Raw genomic sequence first — 18501 nt, 5'->3', positions numbered from 1 at the left:
TTCCTAGGTGTCGTTTAACAAAAATTCAGTATATTCCAGACGTGAAAAACCGCGGACAGTACGCAAGAGATGACAATGCTGCGGTATTCCACTAAGGAAGGCATGCTGCCTTCATCCCTTCAATCCAGTTGTTGAGATTCCCTGCACATAGTATTTTTGGAAGAACAGGAACAGGACCACCATTGGCAGGACGGCCAAGGTGAGGGCGGCCATTACAGGGCCGTAGAAAACGGGAGGATCCGTGAAAAATGCCTGGATACCCAATTGGACCGTCCTGTATCTGTCATCGATGAGGACAATCAATGGCCACATGAAATCCGACCAATGGTTTACGAAATCCAGAATGAAAACCGTTGCGAATACAGGGCCGGAAATGGGAAGCACAATTTTGAAGAAGGTAAGCAGTCGTCCCGTACCATCTATCTCCGCAGCCTCAAGCAATTCATTTGGTATGTCGAGAAAGAATTGCCTGAACAGGAAGATACTGAAGCATTTTGCAGTAAAAGGGAGAATCAATGCAAATCTGGTGTTCAATAAATGCATCTTGTTGATTACGATGAACAAGGGGATTACGATACTGTCAAAAGGGAACACCATCAAGGAAATGATAAGGGAGAGTACAAAAGTCTTTCCCCTGAATTTGAATTTTGCCAGGGCATACCCACATAAAGAGTTGATGGTAAGGCTCAACATCAAGGTCATGACTATGTACAAGATACTGTTCCAGATATACTTGAACATCGGGACACGTGAAAGTGCCTGTTTGAAATTATTCAAGGTGAAATCGATTGGAATGAATGCCTTCCACGAACTGATATCCTGGAAGATACGTTGTTCAGGCTTGAAGGCAGAAGCGACCATCCATAGGAGAGGTAGCAGAAAAAGTAGCCCCATGATGCAATTGATGGCATACAACATAATTTTTCGTATTGTCTTTTGTCGGCTTCTGCTGGTAAAAGGATCTTTCATGATGTTTTCTACCTTTCTGTATCGATGAATTTTTTTATCAAGAACGAAATGCATAGAACCACAAAGAAGAAGATGACGGACGCGGAACTTGCGTAACCGATGTTCCTGAACTGCAATCCTTGTTGATAGATGTAATACACAATTGTCCTTGTTGCGTTGTCAGGGCCTCCCTGGGTCATTACGTATGACTGTGTAAACATCTTCAGTGCCGAAATGGTGGTCATGAGGACAATGAATACCGTCACATTGTGGAGTCCGGGGATAGTGATGAACAGTATTTTCCTGAATTCACTTGCACCATCGATCGAGGCTGCTTCATACAGTTCAGACGGCAGGCTTTGCAATCCGGCAAGATAAATCATCATGTAATTCCCGACGGATTGCCAGACAGACATACCGATGATTGAGTTCATTGCCGTGTGGGAGTCCCTCAGGAACGGGCAGGGTTGTATCCCGAAACGGACCAGAAAGGAATTGAGGAGTCCCTGCCCTGGCGTAGGATTGAAAATGAACGTCCAAAGTATTGCCACTACCGTCATTGAGGTGAGCATGGGGCTGAAATAGGCAATACGGAATAGCGAGACTCCCTTCAGGTGATTGTTTACCAAGAGCGCCAACATAAAGGCCAATGCGCACAGTATCGGGACCAATACGAGAGCGTAATAGAGGGTGTTCTTCATGGAAATAAAAAATTGCTCGTCAGAGAGTAACCGTTTGTAGTTGTCAAATCCTACGAAGGTTATTGCGTTTGGCTTAAGTAGATTGAAATAGGAAAAACTATATTTTGTTGCCATAATAACCGGAACGATGAGAAAACTTGCAAGGATTGTTACGGCGGGAAAAACAAAGAGATACGGTATTACATCTATTCTTTTCCGCCGGATTCCTTGCCTGCCAATTCTTTTCCCATTGTTTCCTACAGATATATCCACGATTTTGCCCCTTGTATTTCAGCTATTGCAGGAAAATCCTGCAATAGCTGGAAAGTCTGCAATCAATGTGCGTAGTTCATTGCATAGTCGGCATCAATTTTTGATGCGGCTTCATCCAGTTTTTCCTGCGGGTCTGAACCCGTGATGACATCCATCACCAATGAATTGAACATCGGGTTCAGCATGGTCCAGACCGGTGTGCGAGGTCTGGGTACACCGTTTTGCGAAAGCTGTTCCATGAAAACACGATAAGGTTCTTCGTTGAACTGGGATAATGCCGCCAATGATGAATGTCGGGGTGGGAGGTATCCTGAAGCAGGGCAACCGCTGATATTCGCCTCGGTATTCGTCATATAGTCCAATAGGGCGAAAGTCGCTTCCTTGTCCTTTGCGTTGGTTGTCATCCCGATTGTCCAGCTACCGGTCGGGGTCCCCGCTTTTCCTGCATTGGACACAGGATAGTAGGTCACTCCCCAGTTCTTGTCTGGATACTTTGATCTTAGCGTTGAAATCTGATAACACGTCCCGATCAGCATTGCAGATTTTCCATCGAAGAATTCAGTGGGTGTCGGCTCGATATTCACGAGTTTTTCGGAGTAGAAACGTTTGAGATACGTAAGGAATTCAACGGTTTTCGGGCTATTCAGAAAACCTGTGGTAGTGGATCCATCGGCACTGATCAGATCTGTACCGTTTTGCACCAGCATGGGCGAGTAGTAATAAGTGATTTGTCCACTATTGGTATGAAATGTACAACCATACCTGTCGTCGGTCTTGAGTTTCTTCACGACTTCGTAGAATTCATTCCAGGTCCAAGCAGTGGATTGTGTTGTGGGAACATCGATGTTTGCACGTGCTAGGACATCTTTATCGTAGAAAATGCCTACTGATGATTCCCAGAGAGGAAGTGTATACAGTTTTCCGTCATAGGACCCCTGCTTGAGTGTTGAGTCAAGCAAATCTTCTTTGCTTTCCTTCGATAAATATCCATCTAGCGGGACGATAATGCCTGCTTCGGCATAGGATGCCACTGCAGGACCATCAACAAGTATCAAGTCCGGAAGCGACCCTGCCACGACGGCTGTATTGATCTTGTCCTCATATCCTTGTGCGCCACCTTTTGGAAACGTTACTTGGGAAGCGACGTATGTGCCAGCATACCTTTCATTGAAGGTATCGAGCATTTGCTTCCACCATGTTTCTATCGGTGCCGTATTCTGAGGCCTCCATATGGTGATTTGCACAGTTTTTGCTGGTTTGTTTGGTTGGACTTCCCCTGTTCCATTCGAAAATAGCAACGGACATACCAGCAACACGACGAATAGTACGATGAGTTTTTTCATTTTGTTTCCTCCTTCTGAAAAAACGATTACCAGATGTTTTTCAACATTGTGACTTTATTTCGGATGACCGATTCAGGATTGTCGAAATCGAATGATAGACGATGGGTGGTATTCACAATGAAGTACATCTTCGTCCCGAATTGGGCACCGTCGTTTACAAATACTTCGATGACACTGCGGTCAACGAAGATTTCGAGGTTCTTGAGCACCTCTGTATGTATTCCCAGTTGTATGGTTGGCAGGGAATCCTTTTGACCGTAGAGGAATTGCAGTTCATTGCCGTCATACTGTAGGCCGACCCATTGTTCATCATTTTCCGCCAATATGTACTTGAACGTCGTTTTCTTACGGAATGAAGCTTCAATCCTATACGTGTTGTCAACAACAGAAAGCCTGTTGTGCTTTTTGCATGGTGCATCGTATATGATATAGTCGTCCAGCAATCTGACTGCCTTTGCCGGTCGTATGTGTAATTCTGTTGATTGCAATGTGCATTGTTTGGGAAGTGTCATGCATCCATTCGAGATGTTTCCGGTTCCCGGGAACTCATCATAGGTGTCAACACACCAGCCGAATGCATAGGTACATACAGGGGTTTCCAATGTTTGCAGGGCATAGCTTCCGGTTCCGAAATCAAGGATCTGTTCCTTCTCGACTGAAAGCTGAATTCCCTTGCGTTTGCCTATGTAGATTTTTGACAGGCGTTTCCTTCCTCTGTCATCCGAGCAATCTTGCAAGGAACAGATCACTGCACAGTAATCGGAATCGGGGTCTTGGATAAGATTTGCACATTCGAATGTCCGACAGTCAACGGTCTTGTCTTCAAACATGATGCCTTCATAATTCCATTTGGTTCCATTGAATCTATATGTGAGGACAGAACATATTCCATCTACGGTTGTTGCAATCATCATCGTAGGAATTCCATCCAAGACAATGACTTTTGGATCCCTGAAATTATAATCATGATTTCCGACTGGACGTCGGGAAATAATGGTATGTTCTCCTTTTGCGTAGATACCATCCTCACTGTACGCCTCTTGCTGCAATTCGATGGTTTCCGGTCCCCTGACGAATGGTGTGTCGCATCTTGTAAAGTAAAATTCCAGCATGTCGGGTTTTGTGACAACACAACCGCTGTATGCCCCTCCCTTGCGGTTTTTATTATCTTTCAATGTCTCTTGAGGAAAAAAAACAATCGGCAAATGAGTCCAATGGATGAGATCTTTACTCACGGCATGTCCCCAATACATGGTATCCCAATGCAAATGGAACGGATTCATTTGGAAAAAAAGATGATAATTCCCTTGGAAATAGCACAATCCATTGGGATCGTTCAGCCAGTTTTTGATTGACGAAAAATGATATTGATTCCTGAATGGTTGATCATAGGCTTTACGCATGTTTGTCTTGTTGACGATGAGGGAAGTACCAGGACAAGCGTGGTCGAAATCAATGAAATCCATTCCGGATTCGAAAACAGAAATACAGGAATCATGCAGGTATGCATAGGGAATGCTTGTTGCATGCAATATGATGGTGTAATCCGTGAAAGGCTGCAAAGAACAAGTATAATGCCAGCCTTTCGGGGAATCAACGATCTGCTTGGCAACTTCAGTTCCGCTTTCGGATTTGCAAATGCGTATTTCGCTTTCCCCGTTTGGATCAAATTCGCTTTTTACATACAACAAAGTCAGTTTTTTGAATGCGTTCGTCGAGATTTTGAATTCCTGCTGCATAGTGCTATTCAACTCTCCTTGGTTCCTATGGTTCCCGGCTTTCCCATATATTGGGCGGAATCTTCAAGAAACATATCGATTGCGACGGCGACGGCTCCCAATACCGATGTATCGATTACCGGATTTGCATCATCACTTGAAATGGCAGGTTTCTTACGGTGGCTTTCCGTCGGCCATTCCCTGTTGATGGTACTGAGTTTGATTTTTACCCGGTCATATACGTATGGTTGTATGCGATCCCGTACGGTTGTCTGTATTGCCTCGAGCAAAATATTCCCGCCGTTTGCCATCATATCGCTGATGACCACGACATCAGGATTGTACAGGTTGATGATATTGATAAGGCCAATGCCAAGGTAGAATCCCAATTCCCTTACTCTGGCAATGCAAAAACCATCCCCGGCCTTTGCCGCTTCGAAGATGTCAAAAACGGAAAAGTCGGCCTTTTCATCCAGAATCGTTATTTCACCTTTTCCCTTGTATTGTCTGACATCATTGAGGAATGCGCTTTCCGAGCAGTATTGTTCCAGACAGCCTCGACTGTTAGGGGAACAATAACATGGTCGGCCATTGTAATCGATGCTCATGTGGCCAATCTCTCCTGCAATTCCATACGCTCCTGCAAGAGGTTCTCCATCGACTACTACACTTGCATTCAGGCATTCTCCTGCAAGCAGATGGACCAATACATGACAATCGTGATTGCCGAACCACCATTCGGACAGTGCTCCGGCCTTTGCATCATTCTTGAAATATACGGGAATGCCTACATTGCCACGCAATTTTTTTGCGACATTTATATCTTCCCATTTTGTTGTCTTGCCAATCTGGAGGATCCTTCCTTCAGATCCGATGTATGGACTGGGTACGGAGACTCCAGCAGAAATGATTTTCGGATGGTGTGCGCAATAGCGGTTTATTATTTTGATGATAGTATCGAGCACTTTCTCAAGCGTATCGTCTGGATCAATGGGACTTGACTCATATTCACAGCAATCACCAGAAAGATTGAATACTCCAGTAAAATATGAATTCCAACAAAGCCGAATACCGATGAACTGGATTGCGTCCGATTTCAGTTGCACAGGAATGATTCTTCTTCCCTTTGCCCCTTTTCCTGGTGCAATTTCTTCGACTATCCCTAATTCAATCAAGCTATTTACGGTTTTTGATATTGATGCCTGTGTGAGGTTCATATTCCTTGCGAGTTCAGCTCTTGAACAGGTTCCGAGTTTCATCAGTTGTTTGACAAGAATGGATCTGTTGTGTTTCAGCAAATCATTTTCATTGGACCCGTGATTTGGTTTCCCAAAGCTCATATGCAATCCTCCTGATATTAAGTAACACAGTTAATTAATAAAACCATGATAAGATTAATAGCTGTTATATAATAAGTCAAGGGAAGAATTGCATATTCCTGATAAAATATGAAATGCCTGTAGTGATGGAAGGTAAGACAAGAATGATTTTTTGCCAGAAGTCATACCTGTCCAGCGGAAAAAAACCAGGGAGGAGAAGATACAATCAAGTCATACAGAGCTGGTGACAAGAAGCCAACTGTCTCCTGAAAGCATTCGAGTCTATCTTGCCTGGGAGATCCGTAGATACCCTTGCTTTTTTCCTTACCTCCAAGTCGTCATCATCCATTCCAAGGCAAGGAATTGCTTTTGCCATTCCATTGACTCTTCGAGTGGGAGGGATAAAAAGGACTTGGTTTGGATACGGACGATAAATTGCAAACTGTATGTCCGGGATTTTGCAGTAGTGGGGAGTTTACTGTTTCTGATGAGTGTTCGCCATCTGCTTCAATCCCATCATATGAATTGGAAGGAGTAAAATCTTGGCTGAATGCCGTGACTGACCTGGCAGGACTCAGGATGATGCTGAAGTTCTGGAGAAACAATGTTTCCTTGAAGAATAGGTACTGTTTTCTGGACAAACCGGATACACCATATCCTTCTGTCTGCCAGGTATCCCTACTATCAATTCTGATGATGATTATTGTTGGGCAGTTTTCCCATAGGGACAACCCTCGGGAAAGGTCCATGCGGCGTTTGTACAATACGAGCAAGGACCATCGCTCCGTTTCAGATGTCCATTTCTATCGGGTATGAGATTCCCGCTCTTGTATTCATCGGTGAGGGCTTCTGCAATAAGCGCATAGGGATCGTAGAATCGAGAAAGGAGGATTTGCCAGGCAGCGTATCCTATCTGTTTCTCGAGAGGATCATCCTTTTTGATGTCCAGGATTACCATATTGTTCTTGGTTTGTTTTCCGATCCTTCCTGCTTTCTCGAGAATCTTTCTGTCCTCGGGAAATTCGGCACAGAAACCATCCCAGGCCTCCTGGGAAAATCTGGCATGGGGGACGAAATTTTCCGCATACGAAAAATGCGGAGTCACGATGACTCGTGCGCGGTAGGAGATCCCATCCTGTTCATAAACGAAATACTGGTGTCTGCAACATGTTTCCTTGAGTAAATCATAAACATCCCTGTCCTTTGTGGGAAAAGTCAGGGTTCCTCCAAGGCTAGCGAAACTTTGCTCAAACATATCCAACGCACTTTAGCTGACAAGCAACAGGATTGCCGGTCGACTTTGCAGGAGTTGTCGTACTACATATTTGTTTTTCCCAACGCATCGATTGGCGATGGGAAAACGGAGGATGTCGTATTGGCTACTCCATCCAGGCGAAGCGCATCCGACCATATCGTACATGCTGATGTCTTCGCCGATTGTAGGTCCCTTGGCTTCGTTGGGAAGATTGAAACGACGCCGGCATTCTTCCAGGAGGGGAAGTAGGCGTTGGTAGTATCCACTGCCTGTCTTGTATACACTGACCTGACGTTTCTTTGCAGTTCGTATTTTTGCCGCCAATACCGTTCCTTTGGTAAAGGCGGGCATTCCTTTTTCTATGTCTTCCTGTCGACTGACAGAAACCAGTACGACGGTGCGCAAATCAGGCTTCCAGGTCATTTCGTATCGTACAGGAGCATCCATATCGACATATTTTACGGTAAGACAGAGCCATCGGTGATCGGTTCCCCGTTCGACGGCAAGAATCCAGCCATCTGCACAAGCCTGTAATTCCGTTTCCTTGACAATCCATGAACGAATCGTCTCCTCGTCAAGGCATTCCTGAAAAATGGTGGCATGTCGATGGTAATAGGCGTAGTTTACGACTTTTGAAAAACATGGATAGCAATGAGTCGCGCCATTTGGGCCCATGAAGTATGAACTTAGGTTCGGATTGATACCCAGTGCCATGATCGGGGCTTTCCGGCATCCTTTCAGGGCCGCTGGTTCCAATAAACGATCGCCAATGGCATTTGCTTTTGTCCATTGCAAGGGTGCAACGTCAAAAGTAGGAGGCAATGGATGACGCATCGCCTCGGGGAACAACTCATCCCAATCGATTGCCGGATAGGGTCCATACGGTGGAATTCCCTCCCAGAACCATGGACAGTCCCAGCATTTCCGTATTTCGTTGACCAACGATACTTCCTCAGGCAATGTTTTTTCTTTCATCATGGACCTTCTGATTTACTCTCCTGTATTTCTTGGCAATCTTCATCGGCAACAGTCACCCAGATACGTATCCATCCCTGACCTCACGGTATTTGCAACCCTGATTCCCGGAGCCGTGGGCGAGGTGACCGGCGCAAAATGAGCAAGGCATTCCTGTATGGTCAATTCATCATATATATCCTTGCGGGCAACATGGTGTGCCCTGATTGCCGCGTTGTTGGTTACCAAGGCAGAGAGAAATGCCGATGCGTTTGGTCCTTCTGGGGTTCCTGTAGCACGATACCATTTGCTGCATAGCAATATTCCCATTATTGAAATATTGCAAGAAAAAGATCAGGGTAACTATATGCAAGGTGGACAGTAAGATTGAATATCCACCAAAAGACGGGAAAGAAGGCAAAGGCCCCTGGAGCCCGATTGCCGAGGTTTACCAGAAGCAAACAACAATGTATTCAACACGTACCGGTACCCTTGAACAGAAGCTGGGTGTATTGATAGTGACAGAATGCATACAGGAATCCTTGCAGGACAATATATTCTGTTTTCCTGCGGATTCCAGGACTCTGATGGGTAACGTATGGAAATCCCCCTTGGTCCAGGCCCAGACATGGTTCCCAGGAAATCTACAGGCAAAACCAACATCAATTGTCAGTATCAATCGGTTGTACGCGCCCTTTTTCCCTTTACGCCAGTGTGTCTGGCCTCTCTGCAACATTTTCTTCGAATGTCGTTTCCCCAGGGTCCTGGATTCCCCAACTTCTAAGTAGACATTCCAGGGTTTCATACTGGTAAAGTGACAGGAACGGCATAGCCTTGGCAAAGCGACTGGCAGGTCGGCTCGTGCAAATGTATCGCACAGACTCTTCCAGTTCCTTGTCCCCGATTTCCCTATCATGGACATCATACCCTGAAACCAGGTATTCCACGGTAGTGTTGAGTGCCGAGGCTAGGTTCACGGCCGTATCGGCAAGTGGGATTGATTTCTTGCTTTTGGCCGAGGAAAGGGTCCCGTCTGCAATTCCTGTCATACGGGCAAGATTTGTCTGGGACATAGTTCGTTGTTTGAGCAGGGAGTCGACGCGTTCCCAGAATCCAGTTCCACAGTTCTTGTTGCGCATATATACCATAATAGCGGAAGTAGCAAAATAATGAGGGATTAATTATTGGAAAAAGCCAATACTGCTTGACAATATTTTGTTACTTACGTATTATTCTATAAAAATTACATAAGTAATTAAATAAATATGCAAGCAAGAGACACCCACTTTGAGTATCAGTGAAACTATATACGAATATCTTCTGTGGAAATCTGGTCAAACAGACATGGCGTGATGGATGGACGGAAGACCCTGGGCATGGCAATGAAAACATTCTTGAGGAGAACATCACTATGAAACAGCATTCCCTGTCACAGATAGAACGAATACAAGGTTGGCTCTTTTGCCTTCCCTGGATTATTGGGTTCTTGCTGTTTACGGTAGGGCCCATGGTGTATTCATTGTTCTTGAGTTTTACCGATTATGATATGTTCAACAAGGCACAATGGATTGGCCTTGCGAATTATCAAAAAATTTTCAGTCGTGATATCCTGGTGCCCGTCGGAGTGAGGACCACTGTTTTATTTACTCTGTTTTCTGTCCCCTTGAACCTGATCGGAGGCCTGGCCCTTGGATTGCTGTTGAATCACAAGATCAAGGGAATCAGCACGTTTCGTACCGTCTTCTATATTCCCGCGGTAGTCCCGTATGTTGCTTGCCTGCTCATGTGGCAACTTGTCTATAATCAAAACTTCGGTCTGTTGAATGCAATCCTCGCTAAATTCGGCGTAACAGGTCCCAATTGGCTTGGTGACCCGAAGTGGGCATTATCCTCCTTGGTCATAATCAGTTTCTGGGGGGTAGGCAGGGATATGCTGATATATCTGGGGGGACTGCAGGGAATTCCCACGGAGTATTATGAAGCGGCGGATATCGATGGGGCATCCAGGTGGCGAAAAATCATGAATATCACCTTGCCGTTGTTGCTCCCCATCATTGCATACACCTCGATCCTTGGCATCATCACTTCGCTCCAAGCCTACAATACTGCGTACATCCTCACCGCAGGGGGGCCTGCAAACTCAACATATTTCTATATGTTGCATGTGTTTTTCAAAGCATTCGAAGACTATCAAATGGGATATTCCTCGGCCCTGTCATGGCTTCTTTTCATCGTGACCCTTGGGTTGACCTTTCTGGCCTTCGCCTTGTTCAGGAGAAAGAGCAATGAAGCATGATAATCGCATACATCGGAAGACCTTGATTGTATCGATAGTGTTGATTGCGTTTGCCATTGTCTTCATGGCGCCCATTATCTGGATGTTCAACATTTCGTTATTGAAACGAGCTGATGTATTCAAAGTCCCCTTGGTTTGGTTTCCCTTTCCCCTGCAGTGGGCCAATTATTGGAAAGCCATGACCTCGACTCCCTTCTTTCAGTATTTTGCCAATACCTTGTTCATCAGTGTCTTGTCCATCGTGGGGGAAATCCTTTCCTGTTCTCTGGTTGCCTTTTCATTCTCGCGATTGCGTTGGAAGGGTAGGGATGCCTTGTTCTTGGTTGTCCTGGCAACCATGATGTTGCCGAAGAGCATGACGATGATACCTGTTTTTGTCATATTTTCTCATTTGCATCTGATCAATACCTATGTTCCTTTGGTGCTTCCCCATTTTTTTGGATTTCCCTTCTATATCTTTCTCATGCGACAGTTTTTTATCGGGATGCCGAAATCGATGGATGAGGCGGCACGTATCGATGGGTGTGGGGTCTTGACTATTTATGCACGAATCATAATGCCCCTTTCGAAGCCGGTAATCGGAATAGTCGCAATACAGGTTTTCCGGGATGTCTGGAATGATTTCATCAATCCGTTGCTGTACTTGAACGATATCAAGAAGTGGACCTTGACCTTGTGGCTCCAGTCCTTCCAACAGGACTTTACGGTAGATTGGACCCAACTGATGTCTGCTTCGGTAATTACGACGGTTCCTGTATTGTTGCTTTTTTTCATGGCCCAGAAATATTTCATGCAGGACATCGTTTTTACCGGTGTCAAGGAATAACCATTTCAAGGAGGATGCTATGCATTTGCGAGATAAGTTCTTTGGGTGTATTGCGGCAAGCAATATTGCTTCTGCGATGGGAGCTGCCGTGGAAGGTCAGGATTACTGGGATATCGAGGAGAAATATGGGTTCCTGGAAAAATTGCTTCCCTATAATCACTATCATCATCGGGATCGACTTGCCGGGACTACGGAGGATGGCATTGAACGACAGCGTCTGATGTGTACCGCCTATATCGAGAAGAAAGGCCGGATTGATGTCCAGGACCTAGCAAGGATTTGGTTGCGGGATATCAATCCTGACAATTTCAATAAACAAATGGAACCCTGTGATGAGATTCTGTATGACTTGGTGAAAGCGGGACTTCCTGCCGGTACCGTCGGGCAGTATTCGGAGTATCCAGGTATTGTCTCGTTTCTTAGATCCAGCCATGCAGTCGGTTTGATGAATGCCGGTAACCCTGAACAAGCAGCCAGGGATGCCCTGGATATTGGGAGTATCTATCAACCGAGGCATACCCATGCCCTGGAATGGAGTTCTGCCTATTGTGCCGGTATCGCGGAAGCCTGCAAAACAAGGGCATCAATAGAACAGGTGGTCGAGGTCATACGCACGCATCTTTCGGATGGTCCCAGAAAGGAGATTGATGAAGGCATAGAATGGGCCTCCAAGTCGACAACGTATGCAGAATTGAGGAGTTATTTTTACAAACGATACAACGGACGTGGGTTTGTCTATGCAATGAGTCTCTCGCACGAACTTCTGGCAAAAGGGGTGGCCTTGTTTATTTTTACCCTGGGTGATACCAAGCAAACCATTTTGGAGTCGGTGAATTTCGGACGGGATACGGATTGCACCGCAGCAATTGCCTCTGGCTTGTCAGGTGCCTTCAGTGGAATCGAGGATGTACCCCAAGAATGGATTGACACTGTTGACAAAGCAACTCTGGCAAATGATTTTACTGTTTCCAAAAGAACGCTCCTTGAGACAAGCAATGGATTGTTTGAAGCCTTTCTTTGTGAGAAACAGCATATGCTCGGTTGTTATGAGCAATTGGACTTGAATTGATTTTCCCTTAGGAAATCGAATAGGAGGTTACGAATGAAAATGAAGAAAGTGGTCCTTATGTTCTTGGTCATTTGTCTGGTTTTTGTTTCCTTGTATGCCCAGGGTACAACAGAAACAAGTTCAGACAAAGAAACACAAAAGGAATTGGTATTTCTCTCTTGGCGTTACAAACCTGACGATGCGTTTTGGCAAAGTATGGTTGAAGCCTATAAAGTTGTTGAGCCAAATACCAAATTGACGCTCATCAACGTCTCTGACAACAACAGTATGGAACAGAAGGCCGCAGCCATGATTGCCGGTAACTTACCCTTGGATATGGTTTGGACTGATTCCAGCGTAACCCAGACAATGGGGAAGGCAGATCTTCTCGAACCCTTGGAAGGGTATATAAAAAGAGATGGATTTGATACTTCCAGACTGTTCATGGCTTCAAAGTATGATCATATGTGGGATGGTAAATTGGTCGGCTTGCCGGCAATACCCATGGGCTATCTGATTTTTTACAATAAGGATCTGTTTGATGCCGCTGGAGTTCCGTATCCGACAAACGATTGGACAATGGACGATTTCCTGAAGACCGCACAAGCTTTGACAAAACCGGAAATCAAGCAGTTTGGTTATGGAACAAGACCTTGGATAGGTACCCATGACCTTTCCTATATCTATGCGTTCGGCGGCAATTGGTTTGATAAGAATGGAAAACCTGTCATGGATCAGGAGAATGCGATAAAAGCCTACCAGTTTATACAGGACTTGATTTTCAAGTATAAGGTTGCTCCTGCTCCTAGTGGTGTGGCGGGCTCCGGAGCCCAGGCTGTTTCGTTCGATTCCGGCAAGTTGGCCATGAATTGGACTGGTACCTGGGACATCAAGGGAACGGAAGGGCCAAATTCGAAGTGGAGTTTCCGTTGGGGAATCGTGCTTCCTCCAAAGGGAGCATACGGACAGTATCCAATTATCATCAGCAATGGCTGGAGCATACTCAAGAATTCAAAGAACAAGGATGTTGCGTGGAACTTCCTGAAATGGTGGAGCTCCGGGGAAATCCAGCAACTTCTTGCCCAATATGGCGAGATTCCGACCAACATCGAGGAAGCCAGGAAATATGCCATTACGTTCCTTGACGAGACAGACAGGAACACTGTATTCAAAGCACTTCAGGAAGGTGTCTCACGTCCTACGAATTGGCCGTACTATGCACGGAGTGAACGCGAAAGCAATGCCTATAGGGACAGAATCTATATTGGCGAAGATGTTGGAAAGGTTCTTGCAGAAATGAAGAAGAATGTCGACAGCATCATTGTCGATGAGCAGGGGAAATAAAGAAATACGAGGAAATATCCTGATCTAGGTCCAGAAGGCCGTTGGACCAGGATATTCCTTCGGGATTCTCCATAAGGAATGGTGTATGACTATTGTTTCGGGAAAGGAACAGAGACTTGAGATTTTTACGGTCGGATTGGAACCGGGCGATCTTCTACTGGAATCGATACAGTTTCTTATCAAGGATCATCGGATCATGAATGGCATTGTCCTGACGGGATTCGGGACGCTTGATTTATGTACCATGCATTATGTAGCCGATTCGAATTTCCCACCCACTAATGTCATGTATGGGCTATCCGGTGCCTTGGAACTTACTTCGATGAGCGGTATCATTGCAAATGCGTCGCCCCATATACATATTACTGTCTCCCAAGGCAGGCATATGTCGTATGGAGGGCATCTGGAAGCGGGATCCCGGGTTTTGTACTTGGCAGAGTTTTCTGTATTGAAGCTCGAGAATAGCAAACTGATAAGGGAATTTGATGCTGAAAGACAGATTTCTTTGTTACGGGATGCCAAGGAATCCAAAGAGAAGGGAGGCTTGTAAGTCCATGCCAAAATGGTTGGAAAATTCTGTATTCTATGAAATCTATCCCCAGAGTTTCAATGATACGAATGGGGACGGCATAGGGGATATAAACGGTATTACCGAAAAACTTGACTACATCAAGGACTTGGGATGCAACGCCATCTGGGTGAATCCGTGTTTTGATTCACCGTTCATGGATGCCGGATATGATGTCCGTGACTACAAGAAGGTTGCCCCACGGTATGGGACGAATGAAGATCTCGTCCGGTGTTTTTCCGAGGCTCACAAAAGAGACATGCATATACTGCTCGATCTGGTTCCCGGTCATACGTCGGATACACATCCCTGGTTCCTGGAAAGCAAGAAAGCTTGCAAGAATGAATTTACCAATCGTTTTATCTGGACCGATTCAGCTTGGAACCGAAGCGTTGGATTCTCCAGCATCAGCGGAATGTCTGAGCGGAATGGGTGTTATATCCTTAATTTCTTTGCTTCCCAACCAGCCTTGAATTATGGGTTCAATACAATAACGGAATCCTGGCAACTGCCTTATACCCATCCTGATTGCATTGCCACCAGGAACGCCATGAAGGATGTCATGCGGTTCTGGTTGGCTTTGGGTTGTGATGGTTTTCGTGTGGATATGGCAAGATCCTTGGTGAAAAACGATGCCCAGTATCAGGCGACATGTGAAGTATGGCGTGACATATTGGATGATGTCCGGAAGGATTATCCACAGATGGCTGCTATCAGTGAATGGTCTGATCCTCCTCTTGCTCTCGATGAAGCAGGGTTTGACATGGATTTCTATCTGAATCAGGAGGGAAATGGCTATCATGCATTATTTCGCAAGACTGATGAAAGCTTTTTTTCCAAAGAGGGGAAGGGTGATGCAATGCCCTTTGTGGAGGAATATCTTGGTTGGTATGAAAAGTCAAAGGATCATGGGTATATCAGTCTTCTGACCTGCAATCATGATACTCCCCGTTTGACAAAAGCCTATGATAGCACTGAACTGAAACTTGCCTATGCCTTTGTTTTCACCATGCCCGGTATACCGTTTCTGTATTATGGGGATGAGATCGGAATGCAATATGTCAATCTGGTAAGTGTGGAAGGTGGCTATGAGCGAACAGGAACCAGGACCCCCATGCAATGGAATTCCGGTAAGCCAAACCAAGGTTTCTCGGAAGCTCCGGCTTCGGCTTTGTACCTGCCTGTCGACCAACGCAAGAATGCCCCGACTGTTGAAAATCAGGAATTGGACAAGACTTCGTTATTGCATTTTGTCAGGGAGATTATTTCCATCCGTCGGGCAAACCCGGATCTGGGGAGTACTGCGAATCTTGAATTCCTGTATGCAAAATCACATGAGTACCCGTTGGTCTATCGGCGGGGGAATTTTGTTATCTGTCTCAATCCAGGCAAGAAGGATGTGACCATTGCCTTATCAGTCGAGGGTAGGCCCTTGTATAGTCTTGGTAGATCTGTTTTGCAAAATGGGCATCTTTTTATGGGTGGTCAGTCATTTGTTATCTTTGATACCCAAAAGGATTGACTATTGGTGATTGGATACTATGATCGGATTGGTTCCTCCTCATTATCGATGCATTCGAATAGTCTTGAGGTTCTGTCTTGATCATAGCAAGTCTGGCATGACAATTGATGGCATAGGCAAGTTTCAGTCCAGTTGTATCTTTCTGGATAATGGTATGGCCTGTGGCATACTCAGGTTTCACCTTTACCCGAGAGGTATCTACCTGATTCTCACCGAGAAAGGCAAGAAGAAAGTTGCTATCGGTGTCAATTGCTCCCGATAAATACACCCTGGTCCCTGCCCGGCTTAAGGCAATTGCCTGGTTGAATTCTTTTCCTCCAATAAAACGGTCATAGGAGAAGCCTTGCCAAGGTTCCTCTTGGGCGAAGAAAATAGGAAATGCCATATACATTAACAATATTCAGCGATCCAAAGTAGAGTACTTTATGAATGACCTCTTTTTATTAAACATACAGGCAAAAAATTGTCATTCATTGCCTGTATATTCATGTGTTTTAGGCCATTGCCTTGATCTTTGTCCTGAAATATTCCGTTCCTTCGATAACTTTGTCGAGAATAGGTTCAACTGCCCATACTTTTTCGTATATATTCCCTGTATAGGTCCTGGACTTGATTGTCGAAAAATTACCCAATCTCTGATGATACATTTTTGCTATAACGGGATAACCATAGGATTCCGATAGCGCCGAGAGTACGAGAAAGTTGGCAAGTTCTTTTGCAAATTCTGGGTTTGTGTTTCCTTTTGTGTACAACCATTTATACAAGTCAGGGTGGAAATTGGTGTTTACTCCGTTAAACCCCTTAGCACCAGCTTTCATTGCATCCCAGGCTATTGCTGCGTTGGCATTATTGATAACCATACCGGATCCCTGGGTGAGCTTGACTCTCCTGGTCACGGTAGCCAAATCACAGGAGACATCTTTCATGAAGGTAAATCTGCCTGAATTCGCCAGAAACATCAATTCTTCATCGGAAATGAGTCTCCGATAGGGAGCTGGGCACTCATAGATACCAAGAGGAAGGTCATTGGGGAGCTTATCCAGTAGGAATTGCAAATTGTGTAAAAAGACTTCTTTTCCCTGATTCCTTGGATCCAGGTGATTACTCACCAATACGATACCATCTGCCCCTGAGGCCACTGCAGCTTGCAATTCCTGAATTTGGCTATACGGGTCATCGCTTATATGTCCGGAGGCAACTACAGGAATCCGTCCTTGTACATGTTGTACAACAAAAGAAGCCAATTCAGCTCTTTCCTTCAGTGAGAGGAAATACATCTCACTGGATTGACATACTGCAAAGAGTGCATCCGAACCGTTTTGGATATACCATTCTATAAGTCTTTCAACACTTGCATAGTCGATGCTCCCGTCTTCCTTGTAAGGCGTGAGCATCACGGGTACGATACCTTCGATTTTCTTGTTTATCATTTATTTCTCCTGATACGCTATTTGTTCAACCAATTTCTTGGTTCTTTTCCCTGCAGGACAGCAATTACCGTTTCCGCACAGAAAATGCTGATATCTTGGTAAGTTTCAAACGTTTCTGCACCTGTATGTGGCGTGCAGATAATATTGTCAGTCCGTAAAACTCGTGCATCCATGGGCAGTGGTTCAGTTTCGTAGACATCAATGGCCGCTCCTGCAAGATGACCCGATTCCACGGCATCGCACAAGGCCTCAATGTCAATGATTGCTCCTCGTGCGGTGTTGATAAGATAGGAGCCGACTTTCATTGAATCGAAAATTGTACGATCCAGCATATGATAGGTCTCTTTGTTGCTTGGGACATGAATACTGACCAAGTCACTGTTTTCCAGAAGGTATTTTTGCGAAACCAATTCCACATCAAGTTCCGTAGCCAATTTTTCGTTTGGAAACTTGTCATAGGCCAGTATCCTTGTATCGAAGCCTGATAGTTTTTTTGCAACTCTTCTTGCTATATCGCCAAAACCAAGGAGTCCGATTGTCTTGCCTTTTATCTCATGACCCACAAATCTGAGCCATTGTCCTTCAACAAGTCCCTGATTGAGCCTTGGAAGGTTCCTGAGGAGTGAGAAGATTTGACCTATGGCAAGCTCTGCTACTGCATTGGCATTTTTCCCTACGGCATTTACTACTTTGATTCCATGTTCCTTTGCTTTTTCCAAATCAATGTTATCGACGCCAACACCAAAACGTGCAAGGACTTTCAAGTTTTTTGCCAAATCAAAGACAGCCTCATTCCATTTATCCATGCCAATGATGGCAGCATCGATATCAGGCACCACTTTTTTTAATTCTTCAAATGAATAATAGGGCATGTCACTTGAGTTCAGGATTACCTCATGTCCTTCAGCTTCCAATAGTTTTATCGATTCAGAACATAGTTCCTTATAGTGAGAAGCCGTAACCAGCACTTTCCCCAT

Annotated in this window: 18 protein-coding genes; 6 read left to right on the top strand and 12 right to left on the bottom strand. The window is 45.1% G+C overall.

Annotated features, from left to right (window positions below):
* Positions 1-111 precede the first annotated feature (111 nt).
* The 9 genes from ACHZBG_RS06605 to ACHZBG_RS06565 form a co-directional block, all read right to left on the bottom strand.
* Positions 112-969, bottom strand: coding sequence for a carbohydrate ABC transporter permease (locus ACHZBG_RS06605; RefSeq protein ID WP_320128660.1), 858 nt, complete (start codon positions 967-969; stop codon positions 112-114).
* Between the two features lie 8 nt (positions 970-977).
* Positions 978-1901, bottom strand: a complete 924-nt coding sequence (locus ACHZBG_RS06600) for a sugar ABC transporter permease (protein ID WP_320128659.1) — start codon at positions 1899-1901, stop codon at positions 978-980.
* Positions 1902-1963: 62 nt separating this feature from the next.
* Positions 1964-3244 (bottom strand): sugar ABC transporter substrate-binding protein, encoded by a 1281-nt coding sequence (locus tag ACHZBG_RS06595; protein ID WP_320128658.1) that lies wholly within the window; start codon positions 3242-3244, stop codon positions 1964-1966.
* Between the two features lie 26 nt (positions 3245-3270).
* On the bottom strand, positions 3271-4983 hold the full coding sequence (locus ACHZBG_RS06590) for a GH32 C-terminal domain-containing protein (protein WP_320128657.1): 1713 nt from the start codon (positions 4981-4983) through the stop codon (positions 3271-3273).
* 8 nt (positions 4984-4991) lie between these two features.
* Positions 4992-6302 (bottom strand): ROK family transcriptional regulator, encoded by a 1311-nt coding sequence (locus ACHZBG_RS06585; RefSeq protein WP_320128656.1) that lies wholly within the window; start codon positions 6300-6302, stop codon positions 4992-4994.
* A 679-nt stretch (positions 6303-6981) separates the two neighbouring features.
* Positions 6982-7536, bottom strand: a complete 555-nt coding sequence (locus ACHZBG_RS06580; protein ID WP_320128655.1) for a hypothetical protein — start codon at positions 7534-7536, stop codon at positions 6982-6984.
* A 12-nt stretch (positions 7537-7548) separates the two neighbouring features.
* The gene (locus tag ACHZBG_RS06575) at positions 7549-8514 is read right to left on the bottom strand and encodes a hypothetical protein (RefSeq protein WP_320128654.1); all 966 of its coding nucleotides are present in this window, start codon (positions 8512-8514) and stop codon (positions 7549-7551) included.
* A 39-nt stretch (positions 8515-8553) separates the two neighbouring features.
* Entirely contained in the window at positions 8554-8820 is a 267-nt protein-coding gene (locus ACHZBG_RS06570) for a hypothetical protein (RefSeq protein ID WP_320128653.1), read from the bottom strand.
* 374 nt (positions 8821-9194) lie between these two features.
* Positions 9195-9629, bottom strand: a complete 435-nt coding sequence (locus ACHZBG_RS06565; protein ID WP_320128652.1) for a helix-turn-helix transcriptional regulator — start codon at positions 9627-9629, stop codon at positions 9195-9197.
* Positions 9630-9787: 158 nt separating this feature from the next.
* On the opposite strand from ACHZBG_RS06565, the gene ACHZBG_RS06560 reads away from it, so the two are divergent.
* From ACHZBG_RS06560 to ACHZBG_RS06535, 6 genes are all read left to right on the top strand, one after another.
* A complete protein-coding gene (locus tag ACHZBG_RS06560; protein ID WP_320128651.1) occupies positions 9788-10786 on the top strand; it encodes a sugar ABC transporter permease in 999 nt (332 codons plus the stop codon).
* Positions 10776-11612, top strand: coding sequence for a carbohydrate ABC transporter permease (locus ACHZBG_RS06555; protein ID WP_320128650.1), 837 nt, complete (start codon positions 10776-10778; stop codon positions 11610-11612). Before ACHZBG_RS06560 ends, ACHZBG_RS06555 begins: the two co-directional genes overlap by 11 nt.
* A gap of 19 nt (positions 11613-11631) precedes the next feature.
* The gene (locus ACHZBG_RS06550) at positions 11632-12681 is read left to right on the top strand and encodes an ADP-ribosylglycohydrolase family protein (protein ID WP_320128649.1); all 1050 of its coding nucleotides are present in this window, start codon (positions 11632-11634) and stop codon (positions 12679-12681) included.
* A gap of 33 nt (positions 12682-12714) precedes the next feature.
* Positions 12715-14004 carry a sugar ABC transporter substrate-binding protein gene (locus ACHZBG_RS06545; RefSeq protein WP_320128648.1) on the top strand — a complete coding sequence of 430 codons (1290 nt, stop codon included), beginning with the start codon at positions 12715-12717 and terminating at the stop codon, positions 14002-14004.
* An 85-nt stretch (positions 14005-14089) separates the two neighbouring features.
* Complete coding sequence (locus ACHZBG_RS06540) at positions 14090-14554, top strand: PPC domain-containing DNA-binding protein (RefSeq protein ID WP_320128647.1); 465 nt, start codon at positions 14090-14092, stop codon at positions 14552-14554.
* A gap of 4 nt (positions 14555-14558) precedes the next feature.
* Positions 14559-16094 carry an alpha-amylase family glycosyl hydrolase gene (locus tag ACHZBG_RS06535; RefSeq protein WP_320128646.1) on the top strand — a complete coding sequence of 512 codons (1536 nt, stop codon included), beginning with the start codon at positions 14559-14561 and terminating at the stop codon, positions 16092-16094.
* Here ACHZBG_RS06535 and ACHZBG_RS06530 read toward each other — a convergent pair.
* From ACHZBG_RS06530 to ACHZBG_RS06520, 3 genes are all read right to left on the bottom strand, one after another.
* A complete protein-coding gene (locus ACHZBG_RS06530; RefSeq protein WP_320128645.1) occupies positions 16069-16479 on the bottom strand; it encodes a PfkB family carbohydrate kinase in 411 nt (136 codons plus the stop codon). The genes ACHZBG_RS06535 and ACHZBG_RS06530 overlap by 26 nt on opposite strands.
* 109 nt (positions 16480-16588) lie before the next feature.
* The gene (locus tag ACHZBG_RS06525) at positions 16589-17524 is read right to left on the bottom strand and encodes a dihydrodipicolinate synthase family protein (protein ID WP_320128644.1); all 936 of its coding nucleotides are present in this window, start codon (positions 17522-17524) and stop codon (positions 16589-16591) included.
* A gap of 17 nt (positions 17525-17541) precedes the next feature.
* A complete protein-coding gene (locus tag ACHZBG_RS06520) occupies positions 17542-18501 on the bottom strand; it encodes a phosphoglycerate dehydrogenase (RefSeq protein WP_320128643.1) in 960 nt (319 codons plus the stop codon).

Origin of the sequence: uncultured Sphaerochaeta sp. (assembly GCF_963676625.2) — a bacterium.
In the GTDB taxonomy this organism is placed as follows: Bacteria; Spirochaetota; Spirochaetia; order Sphaerochaetales; family Sphaerochaetaceae; genus Sphaerochaeta.
This window is presented reverse-complemented; position numbering and strand designations above follow the sequence as displayed.